Genomic DNA, 15,863 nt, shown 5'->3' with positions numbered 1-15,863 from the left:
ATTATATCATGACTGAGCAGGACGTCCTCAAGCAGATCCAGGACATCACCAATCGCATTTTGAGCGATAAGGGCCTCGGCGAGGCCAACATCTCCAGCAATACGGAGTTGCTCGGCGGCGAAGTTGCAATCGATTCCCTCGACCTTGCCACGCTGGTAAGCGAACTCGAGGAGATCAACGGCTTCGATCCTTTCGCCAGTGGCTTCATCGAATTTCAGACCGCGGGCGAATTGGCCCGTCTCTACGCTCGATAATCATCGCCGATGGGAGCGCTGCTCGGTGCCGATGACGCGCTTGCCCTTGTCGCGAAGGGCGCGCAGAGTTTCTCGCGTGGAGATGTGCGTGCAAGGGCGGATGCCCTAGCAGGCATACTGAAGACCGGATCGGTGGCTCGAGCAATGGTGTGCAGTGACCACCCGATCGACATCATCCGTGCCATCGATGCCTGCGCGCGGTCGGGGACCGATCTCTACGTCGCACACACCAGCACCCCGGAGGCGCAGTTGATGGATATCGTCGAGGCATACTGCATCCAGTATCGGATTGGAGAGACAGACGAGTTGACGGGAAAACCCGCAATCGAACCCTCGGTCGGCGAGCCGCGGATTCACATGATGACGTCAGGCACGACGGGTGTCCCCAAGATCGCCGCGCACACGCTTGCATCACTGCTGAGCCGCGCCAGGGCGGGCGCCGAGCACCCGGCAAACAAGTCGGCAAAGTGGCTGCTCACTTATCAGCCGAGCAGCTTCGCAGGCGTGCAAGTGATCCTGACTGCCACGATCACCAACGGGCTGATCGTGGCGCCAGTCGAGCGCAACCCGCGCGGTTTTTATGATGCCGCGAAACGCTGGGAGGTGACCCAGATCAGCGGCACACCAACCTTCTGGCGGGCGTTCCTGATGTCTGGCGATATGGCAGCGTTGGCGCTGCGGCAGGTCACAATGGGTGGCGAAGCCGCAGATCAGGCCACGCTCAACCGTGTCAAAGCAGCCCATCCGCGTGCACGCGTCACCCATACATACGCTTCGACGGAGGCGGGAATGGTATTTGCGGTGCACGACGGGCTAGAAGGCTTTCCGGTATCCTTTATCAACCAGATGTCTCATGGCATCGAATTGCGTATCCGCGATGGTTTCCTGCAGATCAGAACGCCGAACCGGATGCGCGGATATGTTTCGGAATCAGCGCAGCCGATCATGGACGACGGTTGGCTCTCGACAACTGACTCCTGCGAGATCGTCGGCGACCGTGTCTATATCCTGGGACGAGCCGACAACACGATCAATGTAGGCGGCTACAAAGTCTATCCGTTGGCCATCGAAAAGCTGATCCTGAGCGTATCGGGCGTAGCGGAGGCGCGTGTATACGGCGCCCCCAACCCCATAAGCGGCGCGCTCGTTGCTGCCGATGTCATGCTTTTACCGGGCCAGGATCCAGCTGTGGTTCGTCCGGCAATTCTCGCCGCGTGCCGTGCGCAACTGCCATCGTTCCAAGTACCTCGGGTCCTGAAGATCGTGGACGCCATCACGCCAGGTGCGTCCGGAAAAAAGGGTTAAGACATGGGGCAACGCCACATCATTGTGACGGGCGGAAGTCGCGGTCTGGGCACGGCTTTTGTCGAGGCACTGTTGGCCGACGGGTACAAGGTTTCCACCTGCAGCCGTTCAAAATCCGGTCGGATCGAGGAATTGCAAGCCAATCCACTTTACGCATCACGCCTTTACTGGGCGCCATGCGAAGTTGGCAACGCCGACGCAGCAAACCGGTTCGTAACAGATGCGGCCGAGTGGGCCGGCGAGGACGGTATTTATGGTCTCGTCAATAATGCCGGCATCGCTCAGGCGGGGATCCTCACATCCTTTCCCAACGTCGAAAGCGAAAAGCTGATTCAGGTCAACCTGCTCGGAGCAATCCATTTTGCCCGGGCGGTATCCTTGCACCTGATCCGCGGAAAGGTGGGTGGCCGCATCATCAACATCAGCTCAATCATCGGCAGTCGAGGCTATAACGGACTGGCGGCCTACAGCGCCTCGAAAGCGGGGATGGATGGACTGACTCGCGCACTAGCAAGGGAACTCGGACGACGCAATATCACCGTGAACAGCGTCGGTCCCGGATATGTGAAGACCCAGATGTCTTCGACGCTCACCTCACCTCAGCTGTCACAGATAGTGAATCGCACGCCGCTCGGGAGGCTCGCCACCGAAGAGGACGTGACCGCGCTTGTGCGGTTCCTTCTGAGCGACCAGGCCGGCATGATAACGGGGCAAGTGATACTCGTAGACGGCGGCGTGAGTTGCTGAGGCACTACCGTGGATGACTCTTCTTCTGCCGTCTGGTGTCGGTTAGTGGACACCGATAAGGGTACGGACCTGAAGACAATTCCGAGCAATGAGGGCTCGGTTGAGGAGATCGCCGCGAACGAGCTGCGTGCAGGCGAGACAGTACGCCCGCCCAGCGCGTCTTTGCTGATTGCGAGGCGCGGCTACCGACCGTCACTTGCTTAATGAAGATCTGAACGTCGTTCGGAACTGAAGTCGAGAGTGAGAATCTCCCCGTTGCTGTGACGCCGATTTTGCATTCACTCATCTTGAGCTGTCTTTGCAGCCGGCGGTATTGACAGCTTATGAATGCTGGGAGATCGTATTCATCTCTTGGGTGGGCCGATCTGCAATCCCCCATCGGCACGATCGGGGGGCGCATGCTCGAACGTTACCGCCATAGCGTTGAGGAATTTTTCGGCTCGACGCTAGGTTTGAGATGGCCTTCGCGTGGCTTTGTCACGGACGCCGGGCTTGCGCTGGTCGCAGGACTTGTCGCGGCCGGATTTGCCGTGTGGCTCTTCTTTCGTCTCGATTTCGAGGTTCTCTGCCGCAATCTCGACGTATGGTTGGATTCCGATCCCGGACGCGTCGTAGCGGCGTTGTCCTCGCGCTTTGACCAAGCTCATCACCGTACGAACCTCCATCCGCTGTGGTCCATTGGGGTGACAACGCCTTTCCTGGCCCTGACAAAACTCGGCATTATGGACATGAAGGCGATGGTGACCACCTATGTGGCGCTATCGGCGGCGTCGTTCGGCGCTTCGATCTACATCGTGCTAAGGCTCATGCGGGTTCAAAGGATCGACAGTTTCCTCGCGCTCGGTTTGTGCCTGTCCACGTCAAGCGCGTGGCTATGGTTCGGCATCCCGGAACTCTTCCTTCTCGGCGGAGTGAGTTTCATGGTCCCGCTGATATGGCTCGCCACCCCGCGCGGACAACATGACGCTTGGTCCGGTCCGCTCCAGTCGGCGGTTTCGTTAGCCATCACCATAACAAATTGGGTCGCCGGTCTCTTCGCCGCTCTTCTAGCACTGGGTCTGCGGCGCGGGGCTCTGACAGCCTTGATCGCCTTCGCGATGACCGGCTTCCTTGCCATGTTGCAATACCGGTTCTTCCCGCAGTCCGGGGCGTTCTTCAACGTCTGGACCGAGAGTTGGGTCGACTACGGCACGCAAGGGACGTTCCTCCAACACGTCCAGGCATTCTGGCTGACGACGATCGCCGCGCCGATGCCGGATATGGTCACCGTTGGTCCTGGCTTCGTGTTTGAGTTTGGTGATCGCCTTTCGCGTCTACAATTCGTTGCACCTTCGACCTCCCCGATCGCGCTCGCAACGATCTGTGCGTGGGGCATCTTGGCTGCGCGCGGCCTTTGGGTCGCCGCCCGCGGCGCAGTTCAGCCGAAGGTCGCGCTTTTTGTTCTCACCATGATCGCCTTCAATTTTATCCTCCATGCTGTCTATGGTATTGAGACCTTTTTGTATTCGCTGCATTATCTTCCCTTCTTTACCTTTATTGCGGGCTGGGGCTTGCTTGCCGACTATGGTCGCCCAGCAATGCGCGCGCTGGTGGTGGTGGGGATCTTTCTCGGGAGTATCAACAATATGTCGGTCTTCGAATCCATGATGAACTGGCACAACGCCATTCCGCCCGAGACGGTCGCCGACTGGCGCTCCGTCAAGTCCTGCAAGTGAGGCCGAATGCAGGATGTTTCCAGCACCCTACCCCACGTCTCCGTCATCGTTCCGGCATATAACGCTGCCTGGTGCCTTGAACGGACGCTCATCTCGATTGCTGCCCAGACCTACCCCAATTTTGATGTCATCATAGTCAATGACGGCTCTACCGACGGAACCGAGGCCGTCATCGACGCTTTCATCGCCGGGGATGTGCGGTTTCGCAAGCTTTGCCAGTCCAACAAGGGGGTCGTCGAGGCGCGCAATTCCGCGTTGCTGAAGACAGATGGCGAGTTTGTTGCACCGATTGATTCTGACGACCTTTGGGCTCCCGACTATCTTTGCGAACAGGTGAAGGCATTGCAGGCCGCGCCGCCGGAAGTGCCTTTCTCGTTTTGCTATTCCTTATGGATAGATGAGCAGGACCGACTTCTCTCTGCGAGCGTGCCTGACAAACCACCAAGGACAGATCTCATAGGAATTCTGCGGGAGAACTCTGTGGGCAATGGCAGCGCAGCCGTATTCCGGCGTTCCGCACTCGAGGCGGTCGGAGGATACGACGCCACGCTCATGCCGCGTGGTGCCAGAGGTGGGGAAGACTGGAAGCTTTCGCTCATGCTCACGGCTGTGCACAGCGCAGTGCTGGTTCCAAAGCCGCTCGTGGCCTACCGCATTACGGCTGGAAGCCTGTCTGCGGACGCCAATGCGCAGGCAAAATCGCTACTCATCGTCCTCGACGATGTGAAGAAGGCCTATCCGCAAATCTCCGCGCATAACATGAGCGTTGCGCGGACGGACTTCCTGGTTTGGCTTCTGCCGCGCTGGGCGCGAGCCGGCAATTGGCCGGCCTTCGTCCGGCATGCGTTTATTGCGTATGTTCTCAACCCGAGGGCAATTCTGAACGGAAAACACCGGGCAGCCCTTAAAGCGCTCGTCCGCGAGTTGTTGTCCGGCAGTCCCCCTCCCCTGGCGCCGGTCGACGGACGCACGTTCCAAGAGTTTGTCAGTTCAACGGTTCCTGTTTCGTCCGGCAACGATAGGTGAACTTCTCGATGTTGGCCGTCGCGACATGTCGCGGCTGCCAATTCAATAACCACCACCGTCGGCTTCACATCTACCACCATCCTCGCTCGCTCGCGGGGGAGTTTTTGGCCTCATTGTCACTGTCATCCCGCTCTGGCGATTGTGATCGCGCTCCGGAACGTGGCTGCAACCGCTGTCTTGTTCAGCGGATGGCTCCGAGCCTGTCAACGACCGCGACCATCTTGGCCATTCGGCGCTCTGCGCCACGCCTTGGTGTGGGCGCGCCTCTCTCTTTGTGGGTGGCCAACATGGAGGAGTTGAGGAGGGTCGCCGCGGCTGTTCCGTCGGTGATCTTGACGATTTGCCGGATGTGGATACTCCAGCGCGGGCCGGGTGAAGGTAACGACCACTGCCCCTCAAGCGCTTGCCCGCAGGTGCGGATCGGTGCAGGCGGTTCATTGGTTTCCACTAAGGTCGACGTCGGAGTACGTTGAAGAGGGCAAGCCTAATCCGATAGGTGCCGGATGCAAAATCGCAGCCCATTTGCTCGTAGGACGCGGATTGCGCATGGGCCTCCCCCGCTGCGCCCACCTGGCCAGCTGTGGGAGTGAACGATCGCACAGCGCGGCGGCTTTATTTGCCGGCGAGACAGACGCTCACGCCTAGCATTCCTGAATCCTGAAAGGCGCTGCCGACGATCAGCTCAGGATGCAGCGTCGCCACGCGTAACATCTGCGTTACTTGGCTACCTCTACGGGACCCAAGCATGTGTCTGGAGCGCAAATGCCGCCCCTCGATTGGCAAGCGGCAGCGCCATGTCCTAGTGCAGGTCGTTGATATAAAAAGGAATCTTGTTCCGTCCTAGCCGCCGCCCCCATGTGGTCCACCTGTTTTGGCGACTGTTGCATATTAACTTCATATTCGAATTCTCTTATGCGCAACCTTGCGATGTGAAAATGCATGCGATAGCGTGTTAATAATTCATTAACCGGGTTTGCCATGAACGAGCAGGCTATACTTCAGAATCCTGTAAAGAGTGCTGGGAACATTGTAAAAGTGTCAGCAATGAGAGGGGGCGTCAAGCGGGCACTTGACGTGGTAATCTCCTGTATTCTTTTGGTCGCTTTCTTGCCTGTACTGTTCATCATATCAACAGCAGTCTCCATCGATGGAGGGCCGGTGCTTTACGGGCATCGGCGGGTCGGCCGCAATGGCATCGATTTTCTCTGTCTGAAGTTCCGGACCATGGTGATCGATGGCGACGAGGTTTTGGCTTCCCATTTCGAGCGTAATCCGGCGGCGCGAGAAGAATGGCTTGCGTCGCGAAAACTGCGCGATGACCCACGCGTAACCTTTATTGGAAATCTCTTGCGCAGAACGAGCCTGGACGAGTTGCCGCAACTCCTGAATGTGCTGCGCGGCGATATGAGCCTGGTTGGTCCTCGCCCCATTGTGCATGATGAGATCGTCTATTACCGCGACTCCTACTCCTACTACACGAGTCTGAGGCCAGGACTGACCGGCGCTTGGCAGACAAGCGGCAGAAGCGATACATCCTATGATGAACGCGTTGCCTTCGATGTCGACTACGCCAAGAACCAGTCCCTGTCGCGGGATCTGCATATCCTGCTTCGCACAATTCCCGCGGTTTTAATGACGCGCGGGTCGTTCTGATCCATCGTCGGCGCAACCAAACGCCGGCTAATTGGGACTACATATGATTAAGCTGGGTTCCTCCATATTCGCCATACTCCTGTCGGCCTGCGTTCCCGTCTTTGGGCAATCCTATGCGATGGGGCCGGAGGACAAGATCCGCGTGCGTGTGGTCGAATGGACCGCCACCAGTGCCCAAGCGACGAACTGGGATGTCCTGGCGGGCGAGTATGTGGTGGGCGCAGATGGCAATCTGGTGCTGCCTTTGATCGGCCTGATATCGGTCGCCGGTATGACGCCTGAGTCACTTGCGGTTCGCATCGGCAGTGACCTCGAACAGCGTTATGGCTTGCTGGAGCGGATCAGCGCGGCTGTTGAAGTGATTGAGTACAGGCCCGTATACGTCTTGGGAGGCGTTGCTAGCCCTGGTGCATTCGCATATCGGCCGGGGCTTACCGTTCTTCAGGCGGTGAGCTTGGCTGGCGGTCTTTACCGCGGAGGCGACCTCGCCATCCAGTTCGAACGCGACGCGATCACCTCGGCAGGTGATCTCCAGGTCCTGCAGCTTCAACGCAGCAGACTGCTTGCGCGAGAGGCGCGACTGAGAACAGAACTCGCCAAGGGCGAGACTGTCGCGATGACTGACGCGTTGCGTGAAGAAGGCGTTGGTGAAAGCGTCCTTGCCGATGAAAACGCGCTGTTGCAGGCAAGGAGGCAAAGCCTCAGTTCGCAGACGGAAGCGATCTCCAGGCTCCAGGAACTTCTTGAAGGAGAGCTGGAAGCCATTCAGCAGAAAATCGATTCTGAAAACAGGCTTCTGACTCTTTCGCGAGAAGAGCTCGCAAGTGTCGGGAACCTCGTCGAACGGGGTTTGGCTGTCAGTTCGCGCCAACGGGAAATGGTCCGCGTCGTCGCCGAAACAGAAAGTCGCCTGATCGATTTTCAGACACTGACGCTTCGCGCTCGCCAGGAGATGAGCCGGGCGCAGAGGGACCTGTTGCAGATTCAGACGCAGCATCATGCAGGGATCGTCACGGAGCTGCAGGAGACGCAGGCGCAGATCGATGAGAACGCAGCCAGGCAAACGACCGCCAGGCGCGTGCTCAACCAGGTGTCGCGCGTCTCTGGCGCCACAGACGGTTCGGGGTCTTTGATCTACACAATCGTCCGGCCTGGTTGCCCACAGGGGGCGATAGCCTCGGCCGACACCCCTCTCAGGCCAAGTGACACGCTCCAGGTTTCCAGCGACAACGCGGAGCCAACTTCTTCGGCCGGGATAAACAGTGACTGTCTCGCGCAATCCAAGGCGGACCTGCCTTCGCGCGAAATGGCTCATCGCACCAATTGACCAAGCCCCTTTGGTACGAACCCATGGTCGCGTGCTGAAGGCGGGACATTATTGACCTTGCGCCGCGTTGTAGTGCCGGCTCGGGTCCTTCAGCCAGGTCAAACGCATGAGCGATAGAGATTGTCCCAATATTGGGCCGCCGCCTCCGCAGAAAAATCATCGCGGATCGTTTCAAACGCCGCTCGCCGCATGTCCACGTAGCGTTCTTGGTCATTAAGCAGAGCCTCCATGCGATCGATGGCCTCGACCGCAAAGCGTTCGACATTTTCAGCAAACAGGGCCTCAAATTCGCTGTCAGCACGTGAATGAAAATCCGGGCCCCAGTCGTCGCGTCCAGCCGTGCGGGCGGGGTCGAGCAAGACGCCGCTTTCGCCGTCGATGATGAACTCCGGTAGCGCGGCTTGACGTGACGCAATGACGGGCGTTCCCACGGACATGGATTCGATCGCACTGTAACCAAAAGTATCTGCGAACGTCGTCAGAATGCTGAAGTGACTTCCTCTCAACAACTCAAGAACCCCGGAATTTGGCAGGCTTGTAAAATGCCTGACGTTGGGCAAAGAAAGGAGCGTCAGATAGGGCTGATAAAAACTGGCGTCTGTCGGGTCTGTCCAAATGCTTCCGCCACACTGCAACGACGAGACGATGTTGAAGACAAATGGCAGTTTCCTCTCAAGGCTTATCTGCGCCATCCTGACCGTCGAACATCCACCCTTTCTCGCGAAATGATTGCCAACGAACGTGACTTGAACCGCGTTGCCGGGGGGGGATGAAAGCTGGGGGGCTGTCGCAGGCTTCATGTTTGGAAGCCGGACCTCCGTTTTGTCCTTCAAGACAAACCGCTCAGCTGACGTCAAGGCGCCGACGTCGAGCTCATCAAGAAACGTTCTATGCGCATGCTGGGAAATTGCGACAATCCGCCGACACCTTGGGGAAAGCAGCTTTTTGTAGAGGAACTTTCGATAGCCAGAACTTTCTATGCCGAACGTGCGTGGCAGATGCGATTCAAAGCCAATGATAAAATCTTTCCCGTTGAGCGGTATTCTGTTGAATGCATGGATGATGTCTGCGCCGGCCGCATCCCAGGGACCGAATAGCGTAAAGCCATCCAGTTCCTGCTTCAGCCTGTTGAAGGGCAGAAAGTAGACCCTCTTTACGTTGTTTACCGACGATCGTGGTCCGTTGAAATCCCACGGATAGCCAATTGGAGCAACGATGTTTAGTGATGACATATTTGTTCGGGTCCGGAGATGTAATCGCGTCTATCGTTGCAAGACAGAAAATGGCGTTCTGTTGATCTTCATTGTCCGTCGCCTCTCACGATGTCTTTCGCTCACCGTTATGAAAGCGATATAGTAGACCAGAGAGTCGAGACTGAATTCGAAGAATGTGGAGACCTCCCCAAAGCTCCGGATGATTGTCAGGGCCATAAATGCGCACCAGAATATATTGTCATGCGTGGGCTCGACCAAAGAAAGCCTGATGCCGCGGATGAGGCCGATATAGAAGATGAAGACCTGTAGCGTGATGCCTACCAAGCCGATCTCAACCGTATTGGAAAGATAGGTGTTGTGGAAATTAAAGCCGGAGCCGGACGGCAGATAAAAGGCAGCCCAGAGGGCTTCTGCATCGAGGTTACCCACAACCCAAAACGCTTTGTATCCCAGCCCAAACACCGGTCGTTCGGCAATGAGCTGTATGGCAAAGTTCCAGAGATCCGTGCGTCCTGTGAGGGTGGGATCCTTTCCAAAATATTCCAGAACGCCCGCAAGAATCTCCTCAACATATAATGATGCGAATATCGCTGTCGTAATCGACGCGAGAAAAATGAAAATCATAAGAAACGCCCGCTGGGCATCTCCAAGGTATTTATTGAACCGGAAAACGAAAAACAGTGCCACTACCGGAATAATGGAAATGATCATTCCAGCAGACGCCGATCGAATAAGTGCGTACAAACAAAAGATAATTTGTAAGGTAAATAGCGTGCTGATCGCCAGTCTGTTTTCGCGAAAGTACAAAAGCGAGATGCCCATGAGCAAAAATATTGCGACGATGGACGCAAAAACGTTCTTGCTCTCGTAAATGCCCTGCCAGGAAGTCGCTCGACCTGACGTGAGTTCCACGAGGGTGGAAATCACGACAGCGAAAGCGAGCGCGCAATATAGGCCCCGCATTATGGTCTCGGACCGCAATTTTATCGCGACTGCCATGGCGATGATAAGGGTAAGCGCAAGCTGCACGGAATGCCGCAGCGTCTGAGCGGGATAGTCGGACCAAAGGGTCGAGACGATGCAGTATGTCGGAAGAAGCAGGAGCGGCCAATATCGCAACAGCATTCGCGATTTCGATCGTAATGCGGAAATGATGAGAACGGCGCCAAAGCTCAGAAAGAGCAATGCGGAAAACGACAGAAATATTCGCTCTAGAACGATTGCGCAAAACGCGCAGAAAGCAAGCACGGCCTGCCAGTTCACAGGAATGACATAGGGAGATGCACGGGTAAAATCGTGCCTCATCGAGCCCATCACCGTTTCTCCAATTGTTGTTTCGCCGTCTCGGGAGTTTTTGAGAGCGAAGCCACAATCCATTTTTCATCGACACAGGATGAATAGCATGAAGCGTCAACATTAATAGGCGGCTCCGATCCATGATGGCTGACACAAACCTGCTTTGGTCGCCCGGTCCTGCCGCAGGCCGTCGCGCGCGACGTCCGTTTGATACGCCACAGAGCGGTCACGGGAAATGAACGTGGATGCATCGTCGACCGGTCGACGGCCGATAGCCGTGCTCGAGAAAAGCCCGTTGGAGCGTGGCGGCGATGTCTTCGCCATCATCGTTGGAAAATGCCTGCCAAGAACTGTCTGATCGAAACGGCGCATCATCGGGAACATGTGCCGCGTGCGGCGCGTGCGCCATTGAAGAATGTGGCAGGGTCAGAATTGGTCTCGGGCGACCATGCGCTGCCAAGCGGCTGCAACGGGCAGAATATCGAGATCAATCGCCTTGGCGAGGGTGATCAGCCGGTTTAGATCCAACGGGCGGCATCCATAAGGGGTCGGCCGGTCGCCGACGTCATGGCCATAGGCGATCAACCAGCCGCGTCTGGCCCTGGTTTGCGCCAGTAAGGCTTCCAAATCGTATGAGGGAAGACGTCGAGACTCCAAGCCGATCGCTCGAAGATTCAGTCGGTCAGAACGGCCGGCGTTCACGCCGTCGAGCGTGCCACGTGCGCACGTGAAGCTGGCATCGATCACCTTCTTGGCAGCAAGGGCGCAGTCGCCATAAGGGTAGGCGAAAGTCTGCATCCGATAGCCATCCAGCCGATCAGCAATCCAGGCGGCATTGCGCTCGAGGCTGGCACGCAGGTCTGTTGGCGACAGCGCCAAAGTGCTGACATGCTCGAAGGTGTGGCAGCCGACCTCGTGGCCGGCAGCGCACAGCGCCTGCAAATGTTCGGTCGTAAACTGCGGCAGGCCGAGATTGCGCCGGCCCGAAAGTCCGCCTGCCACATAGTAGGTGGCCTTGACCCCGTGCTCCGCCAAGATCGGTCCGGCCTCCGTCCAGGCCGAGACCGGAATGTCATCGAAGCTCACGCTGAGCATTCCGCGCTCGGAGCGGAGGGCGCTTCCCCCGACGCCAAAATGGCGGCCGGCGCGACGACGCAATTTGGTAATAAGGTCACCCACGTGCGCTCCATGGCTTCGGGTCGCTGTGAACAAGAGGCTCATGAGAGTGACCTTGCAAGGTCAAGTCCCAAGGTGACTTCAAAATGTTCAAGGCTTGCGACTTCACGACTCGCAGTCCCAACGGCGATTTCTGGTTGCTCTTTTTCAACATTTGAACTCGGGGCGTTCCGTCCTAAGGGCGTCCGCGAAGCCGGCGCAGGCGTGCGCGGATCGGCAGGCGCAACAGCAAGGCCCCTCTGGGATGCGCGATGGCTGCTGCAAACGCACTTCCAAACCGCCGCGCCTTCACGTGATCGACTATGGTCAGATAGGCTGCCGCCGCCTCAAGGCCGGCCCGCCGTTTCGCCAACGCGCTTTGCCATTCCGGCCGCAAGTGGTGTCGGTCTTCAAAGGCTGACTGGGCGCGAAGCATCTGGTTCACATGGCTTTGCGCGGTCCGAGATGAGATTGAGCCCTCGCGGACGGAATAATTGTATCGGGGAACGGGATCCACGCACATGCGCGCGGAACTTGCGAGACAATCGGCGAGGAAGATGAAGTCCTCGCCAATCTGGATATCGGTGCGGTATGACATTGCGTTGCTAAGCACAAAGTCGCGAGCAAACAGAGGCTTCAGATAGCCGAGCGTCCACCGTTTCACGAAGAGCCTCTCGGATGCGACAAGATCCTCAAGATGGAGAATCCCGTCCCGCGGGAAAAACTCCGGCCCGAACATTGGCGCTCCGGAGGGCATAAGCCGGAGATTATCTGCCACGATCGTCACGCCCGCGCTGTCCGCAAGGTCGACCAGGTGCCGAAGACGGTCCGGTTCCATTGTGTCGTCGGCATCCAGAACGGCAAGCCAGCGTCCGGTCGCCTGTGCGAACGCGGTGTTGCGTGCAGCTCCCGGTCCAGCGTTTCGGGTGTGCCTGATGATGCGTACACGCACATCAGCAATTGCGGTGACGACCTCCACAGTGCGATCCGTCGATGCATCGTCGACGACAATGACGTCAACAGTCACGCCTTCCTGGCCGAGCGCACTGCCAACCGCATCTTTGATGAACGCTTCGCCATTCCAGACTGGGATCACCACGCTGACATCAGGCGTCATGGTTGCGGCCATAAAGCGAAAGCTTGTTGACCCCGAGGAAATGGGAAACACTACCCATATGGAACGCGGCCCGCATCAAATAGGGCACGCCCGTCTCAGGCCGAACGACGGTGCAGACCCCTATCAGCGCCGTCACCATGAATTTTCCCGTGGCTTTCGCGAAAACGCTCCACGAAGCAGCTCCCGGGGACCGGGAATGGGTGAGAATTTCAGCGTGCGTCTGACCCATGCGAAATCGCCGCTTGAGCAGCCATGCCAGGCGCGCGCGGTCAGGTGGCACCGGTTCATGCACAATGGCGGAATCTGCAAAGGCAATGCTGCCACCGCGTCTTGTATAACGTGCAAAGAAATCGCTGTCCTCGCCGCCGCTTTGGCCAAAAACCTCGTTGAAACGCAGTCCCGTTAGCGCGGGGTCGTCCATGCGCAAGAGGACATTGCCACAATAGCCGGTCTGAATTCGTCCGCGCAGCCACACCGGCCTTGCGGAGTGAAGATCCGCGCGTCGCATCCAAGCCGGCGCGTTCATGTCATAGATCGCAACGACCGGCCCGAGCACCACGCCGCTCGCCTCTGATCCAGCCTTTGCCAGGAGTGCTGCGAGCCACTCCTCGGAGGCGACCTCGTCATCATCAATGAACGCAGCCAGATTGCTCTGGCACGCGTCAAGGCAGGCGTTGCGGGCACGAGAGATGTTGCGAGCAGGCGTGTGGAGATAGGTAACATCGAGCTCGTACCCCGTGGCAGCGCTTTCTACAATCGCGCGCGCGCTTTCGATGTGGTCATTGTCCGCAACAATTGCCTTGATGCGCGTATTCACGGGCAGACGCTGCAAGGCGAGCGACCGGAGCGTGTCCGCGAGCGACCCACGCTGATATGTGCAAACGCAGACCGTAACCACGGTATCCGACACTCTCGACACCATCAGATCCGGCCCTCCTTGCGCCCTTCGAACACGCCTTGCCAAAAGCCCAGCGACCATGCGGCGTGCATGATGACGGCGACGAGGCCGGACATGGCCTCGCACGCATTGCCGCGTCGGATCCCGAGGCCGAGGCCGTAAGTCAGGCACAACACCATCCAGCCTGCGGCAGGAAGAATGGCTGGCCAGAACCACGGGCTCGCAAGAGCAAGCATCAATGCGGGGACTACCCCGGCCGGCACAATTTGTCGGGCAGATGGACGCAGCCGATGCTTGAGCAAGGTTCGCATGCGTCCGCGGCCATAATTGCGATATTGCGCAAAGAGCCGGCCGAGGCTGGATCGTGGAAAATAAACGGCGGCGACTGCCCCTGTGAGCCAGATCTTGTGGCCGGCTTTCACGAGCCGATGGTCGAGTTCTGCGTCCTCGTTGTGGGTGAAGGTCTCGTCATACCCACCCACCTGAAGAAAGGCCGATGTCCGAAACAGGGCGTGGTGGCCGTGGTTCACGAAGGATCCAGCCGCCACCAGACGATGGGGCGAGCCGCCGTTTCCCAGCCGCGAGTTCTGTGATGCGGCGACTGCACGCTGAAAGCAGGCCGACCCGATCGACGCCAGCGACACCACGACGGACGAAGCGCCAATGCGTTCGCATTCTGCAACCAGCTTGACGCAATAGTCGGGCGGGTAGGCGCAATGCGCGTCAACGCGTATCAGAAAGTCCGCGCCGTCAGCCATGCTCGCGGCGAGGTTGATCGCACAAGCCTGCAGCCGTTTCGGGTTATCGACCAGCCTTATGTGCGGATTTGCTCTAGCCAGTTCGGCAACGATACCCCTCGTGCCGTCGACGCTGCCGCCATCGAGAACGAGAACCACGGCGTCGAGGCTCTCCGCTTCCGCGGCAAGTCCCGCAAGGACCGTCGCGATGTGTTCGCATTCGTTAAGGCATGGCACGGCGATAACGACCCGCGGCGATGCCGGTTTCTCCATCAAAGCACCGCGCTTTCAACGGGCTTGCCGCCCGCGACCGTTTCGAGTGTCTCTAAAAGGCGCCGGCAATCAGAGGCGTCGTAGACCCAGCGAGAGGGCGAGATCGCTGTGACTTTTGCGCGCTCGACCGCATAATTGACCGCAGACAGGCGTTCGAAAAAACTGTGAAGGTCTCGCCTGATGTCTTTTCCAAGAAGCACGCCGATGCCGGCATCGGCAAGAAAGCGCCCCGTCTCGACGGCGGCTTCGGCGATGGGAACCACGCCGTGTCGCCCGCCTTCGTAGATGCGGTTCGGCAATAGCCAGGCAGAGTTGAAACCTTCTTCGAAGAAGTCGACGGCCCATGCAAAATGGACCTCACCGTAGATCTGCGCCAGGTCGGCGCTGCCATAAGGCCCAAGGAAAGAAACGTGCCTGTATCGTCCGACTTCCGCTTCGAAGTCGGCAAACTCGGAATAGGCGGGCCTACCGCGGATCACCACCTCCACCTTGCCGTCCATCTCTTCTGTCAGGGCTCCAAGCGTGGCAAGGCTGCGACGGCAGCGTATGGCACCGAACCACCCGATCCGCCACGGTGGCGCAACGGCAGAAACGACCGGAACCGCGACAGGATCTGGTTCGTCGAGCGCCAACATCTTGTTTTCGACCAGCAACACCGGCAGGCCAACCCGCGACCGTGCGACGAAGTACTCTCTCACGAAGGCGCGCGAACTGGTAATGAGCAACGAGGCTGCTTGAGCAAGCTGCCCCTCGATCCAGCGCAAGAGCAGCGAGGCAACGCCATTTCCTGTGAGGAGCCGGTGAATGTCGAGCGATTCATAAACGACAGGTATCGCCAAGCCGCTACGCCGCCTGTGGCGCATCGCGATCGCGAGCATTTCCAGATTTCGCGCGAGGATGAGATCGGCACCCGTCAAGAATGCATCGGGAAGCCGCGCTGCGGCCACCGAGGCAACACGCTGCAGGAGCCTGGCATCCTTGGTGCGTCCCAATACGATCGGAACGACCCCGTGAATGGGAACGACGTCACCATCCCCTCGCCTGAACCCCGCAAGGTCGACATCTGCCCCACCTATCTGCATCATGCGCACGCGTCGCGCGATCGCGGGATCGTCCAGATTATGGGCAAGATATGCGATGCGCATC

At 58.3% G+C, this 15,863-nt stretch carries 14 protein-coding genes; 7 read left to right on the top strand and 7 right to left on the bottom strand.

The window, feature by feature from the left end:
* Positions 1-8: 8 nt before the first annotated feature.
* From AAFN84_RS22020 to AAFN84_RS21990, 7 genes are all read left to right on the top strand, one after another.
* Positions 9-254, top strand: coding sequence for a hypothetical protein (locus AAFN84_RS22020; protein ID WP_347516849.1), 246 nt, complete (start codon positions 9-11; stop codon positions 252-254).
* Positions 255-263: 9 nt separating this feature from the next.
* Positions 264-1,559, top strand: a complete 1,296-nt coding sequence (locus tag AAFN84_RS22015) for a class I adenylate-forming enzyme family protein (protein WP_347516848.1) — start codon at positions 264-266, stop codon at positions 1,557-1,559.
* A gap of 3 nt (positions 1,560-1,562) precedes the next feature.
* Positions 1,563-2,306, top strand: coding sequence for an SDR family oxidoreductase (locus AAFN84_RS22010; protein ID WP_347516847.1), 744 nt, complete (start codon positions 1,563-1,565; stop codon positions 2,304-2,306).
* A gap of 398 nt (positions 2,307-2,704) precedes the next feature.
* Positions 2,705-4,021, top strand: a complete 1,317-nt coding sequence (locus tag AAFN84_RS22005; protein WP_347516846.1) for a hypothetical protein — start codon at positions 2,705-2,707, stop codon at positions 4,019-4,021.
* A gap of 6 nt (positions 4,022-4,027) precedes the next feature.
* On the top strand, positions 4,028-5,047 hold the full coding sequence (locus AAFN84_RS22000; RefSeq protein ID WP_347516845.1) for a glycosyltransferase family 2 protein: 1,020 nt from the start codon (positions 4,028-4,030) through the stop codon (positions 5,045-5,047).
* 978 nt (positions 5,048-6,025) lie between these two features.
* Positions 6,026-6,700, top strand: a complete 675-nt coding sequence (locus AAFN84_RS21995) for a sugar transferase (RefSeq protein WP_347516844.1) — start codon at positions 6,026-6,028, stop codon at positions 6,698-6,700.
* A 43-nt stretch (positions 6,701-6,743) separates the two neighbouring features.
* On the top strand, positions 6,744-8,027 hold the full coding sequence (locus AAFN84_RS21990) for a polysaccharide biosynthesis/export family protein (protein ID WP_347516843.1): 1,284 nt from the start codon (positions 6,744-6,746) through the stop codon (positions 8,025-8,027).
* A 98-nt stretch (positions 8,028-8,125) separates the two neighbouring features.
* Here the strand turns inward: AAFN84_RS21990 and AAFN84_RS21985 are convergent, their stop codons facing one another.
* The 7 genes from AAFN84_RS21985 to AAFN84_RS21955 form a co-directional block, all read right to left on the bottom strand.
* Positions 8,126-9,259 (bottom strand): glycosyltransferase family 4 protein, encoded by a 1,134-nt coding sequence (locus AAFN84_RS21985; RefSeq protein ID WP_347516842.1) that lies wholly within the window; start codon positions 9,257-9,259, stop codon positions 8,126-8,128.
* A gap of 30 nt (positions 9,260-9,289) precedes the next feature.
* Entirely contained in the window at positions 9,290-10,555 is a 1,266-nt protein-coding gene (locus AAFN84_RS21980) for an O-antigen ligase family protein (RefSeq protein ID WP_347516841.1), read from the bottom strand.
* A 408-nt stretch (positions 10,556-10,963) separates the two neighbouring features.
* On the bottom strand, positions 10,964-11,632 hold the full coding sequence (locus AAFN84_RS21975) for a polysaccharide deacetylase family protein (protein WP_347516840.1): 669 nt from the start codon (positions 11,630-11,632) through the stop codon (positions 10,964-10,966).
* A 256-nt stretch (positions 11,633-11,888) separates the two neighbouring features.
* Positions 11,889-12,860 carry a glycosyltransferase family 2 protein gene (locus tag AAFN84_RS21970; protein WP_347516839.1) on the bottom strand — a complete coding sequence of 324 codons (972 nt, stop codon included), beginning with the start codon at positions 12,858-12,860 and terminating at the stop codon, positions 11,889-11,891.
* Positions 12,799-13,788: a glycosyltransferase family 2 protein gene (locus tag AAFN84_RS21965; protein ID WP_347516838.1), complete on the bottom strand. Its 990-nt coding sequence runs from the start codon at positions 13,786-13,788 to the stop codon at positions 12,799-12,801. The genes AAFN84_RS21970 and AAFN84_RS21965 overlap by 62 nt, the downstream gene beginning before the upstream one ends.
* On the bottom strand, positions 13,731-14,717 hold the full coding sequence (locus AAFN84_RS21960) for a glycosyltransferase family 2 protein (protein ID WP_347516837.1): 987 nt from the start codon (positions 14,715-14,717) through the stop codon (positions 13,731-13,733). The genes AAFN84_RS21965 and AAFN84_RS21960 overlap by 58 nt, the downstream gene beginning before the upstream one ends.
* Positions 14,717-15,862 carry a glycosyl transferase family 1 gene (locus AAFN84_RS21955; protein ID WP_347516836.1) on the bottom strand — a complete coding sequence of 382 codons (1,146 nt, stop codon included), beginning with the start codon at positions 15,860-15,862 and terminating at the stop codon, positions 14,717-14,719. Before AAFN84_RS21955 ends, AAFN84_RS21960 begins: the two co-directional genes overlap by 1 nt.
* Position 15,863: the final 1 nt, after the last annotated feature.

This window comes from Mesorhizobium sp. CAU 1741 (genome assembly GCF_039839275.1).
In the GTDB taxonomy this organism is placed as follows: Bacteria; Pseudomonadota; Alphaproteobacteria; order Rhizobiales; family Rhizobiaceae; genus Aerobium.
Note: the sequence above shows the minus strand (reverse complement) of the source record. Positions and strands in the feature narration are given on the sequence as shown.

What these genes read in the sequence shown, in the direction of transcription:
- AAFN84_RS21955 (WP_347516836.1), bottom strand. Translation starts at nt 15,862, where the DNA reads ATGCGCATCGCATATCTTGCCCATAATCTGGACGATCCCGCGATCGCG.
- AAFN84_RS22020 (WP_347516849.1), top strand. Translation starts at nt 9, where the DNA reads ATGACTGAGCAGGACGTCCTCAAGCAGATCCAGGACATCACCAATCGC.
- AAFN84_RS21965 (WP_347516838.1), bottom strand. Translation starts at nt 13,788, where the DNA reads ATGGTCGCTGGGCTTTTGGCAAGGCGTGTTCGAAGGGCGCAAGGAGGG.
- AAFN84_RS22010 (WP_347516847.1), top strand. Translation starts at nt 1,563, where the DNA reads ATGGGGCAACGCCACATCATTGTGACGGGCGGAAGTCGCGGTCTGGGC.
- AAFN84_RS22000 (WP_347516845.1), top strand. Translation starts at nt 4,028, where the DNA reads ATGCAGGATGTTTCCAGCACCCTACCCCACGTCTCCGTCATCGTTCCG.
- AAFN84_RS21960 (WP_347516837.1), bottom strand. Translation starts at nt 14,717, where the DNA reads ATGGAGAAACCGGCATCGCCGCGGGTCGTTATCGCCGTGCCATGCCTT.
- AAFN84_RS21990 (WP_347516843.1), top strand. Translation starts at nt 6,744, where the DNA reads ATGATTAAGCTGGGTTCCTCCATATTCGCCATACTCCTGTCGGCCTGC.
- AAFN84_RS21985 (WP_347516842.1), bottom strand. Translation starts at nt 9,259, where the DNA reads ATGTCATCACTAAACATCGTTGCTCCAATTGGCTATCCGTGGGATTTC.
- AAFN84_RS22005 (WP_347516846.1), top strand. Translation starts at nt 2,705, where the DNA reads ATGCTCGAACGTTACCGCCATAGCGTTGAGGAATTTTTCGGCTCGACG.
- AAFN84_RS21975 (WP_347516840.1), bottom strand. Translation starts at nt 11,632, where the DNA reads ATGCTCAGCGTGAGCTTCGATGACATTCCGGTCTCGGCCTGGACGGAG.
- AAFN84_RS21995 (WP_347516844.1), top strand. Translation starts at nt 6,026, where the DNA reads ATGAACGAGCAGGCTATACTTCAGAATCCTGTAAAGAGTGCTGGGAAC.
- AAFN84_RS22015 (WP_347516848.1), top strand. Translation starts at nt 264, where the DNA reads ATGGGAGCGCTGCTCGGTGCCGATGACGCGCTTGCCCTTGTCGCGAAG.
- AAFN84_RS21980 (WP_347516841.1), bottom strand. Translation starts at nt 10,555, where the DNA reads ATGGGCTCGATGAGGCACGATTTTACCCGTGCATCTCCCTATGTCATT.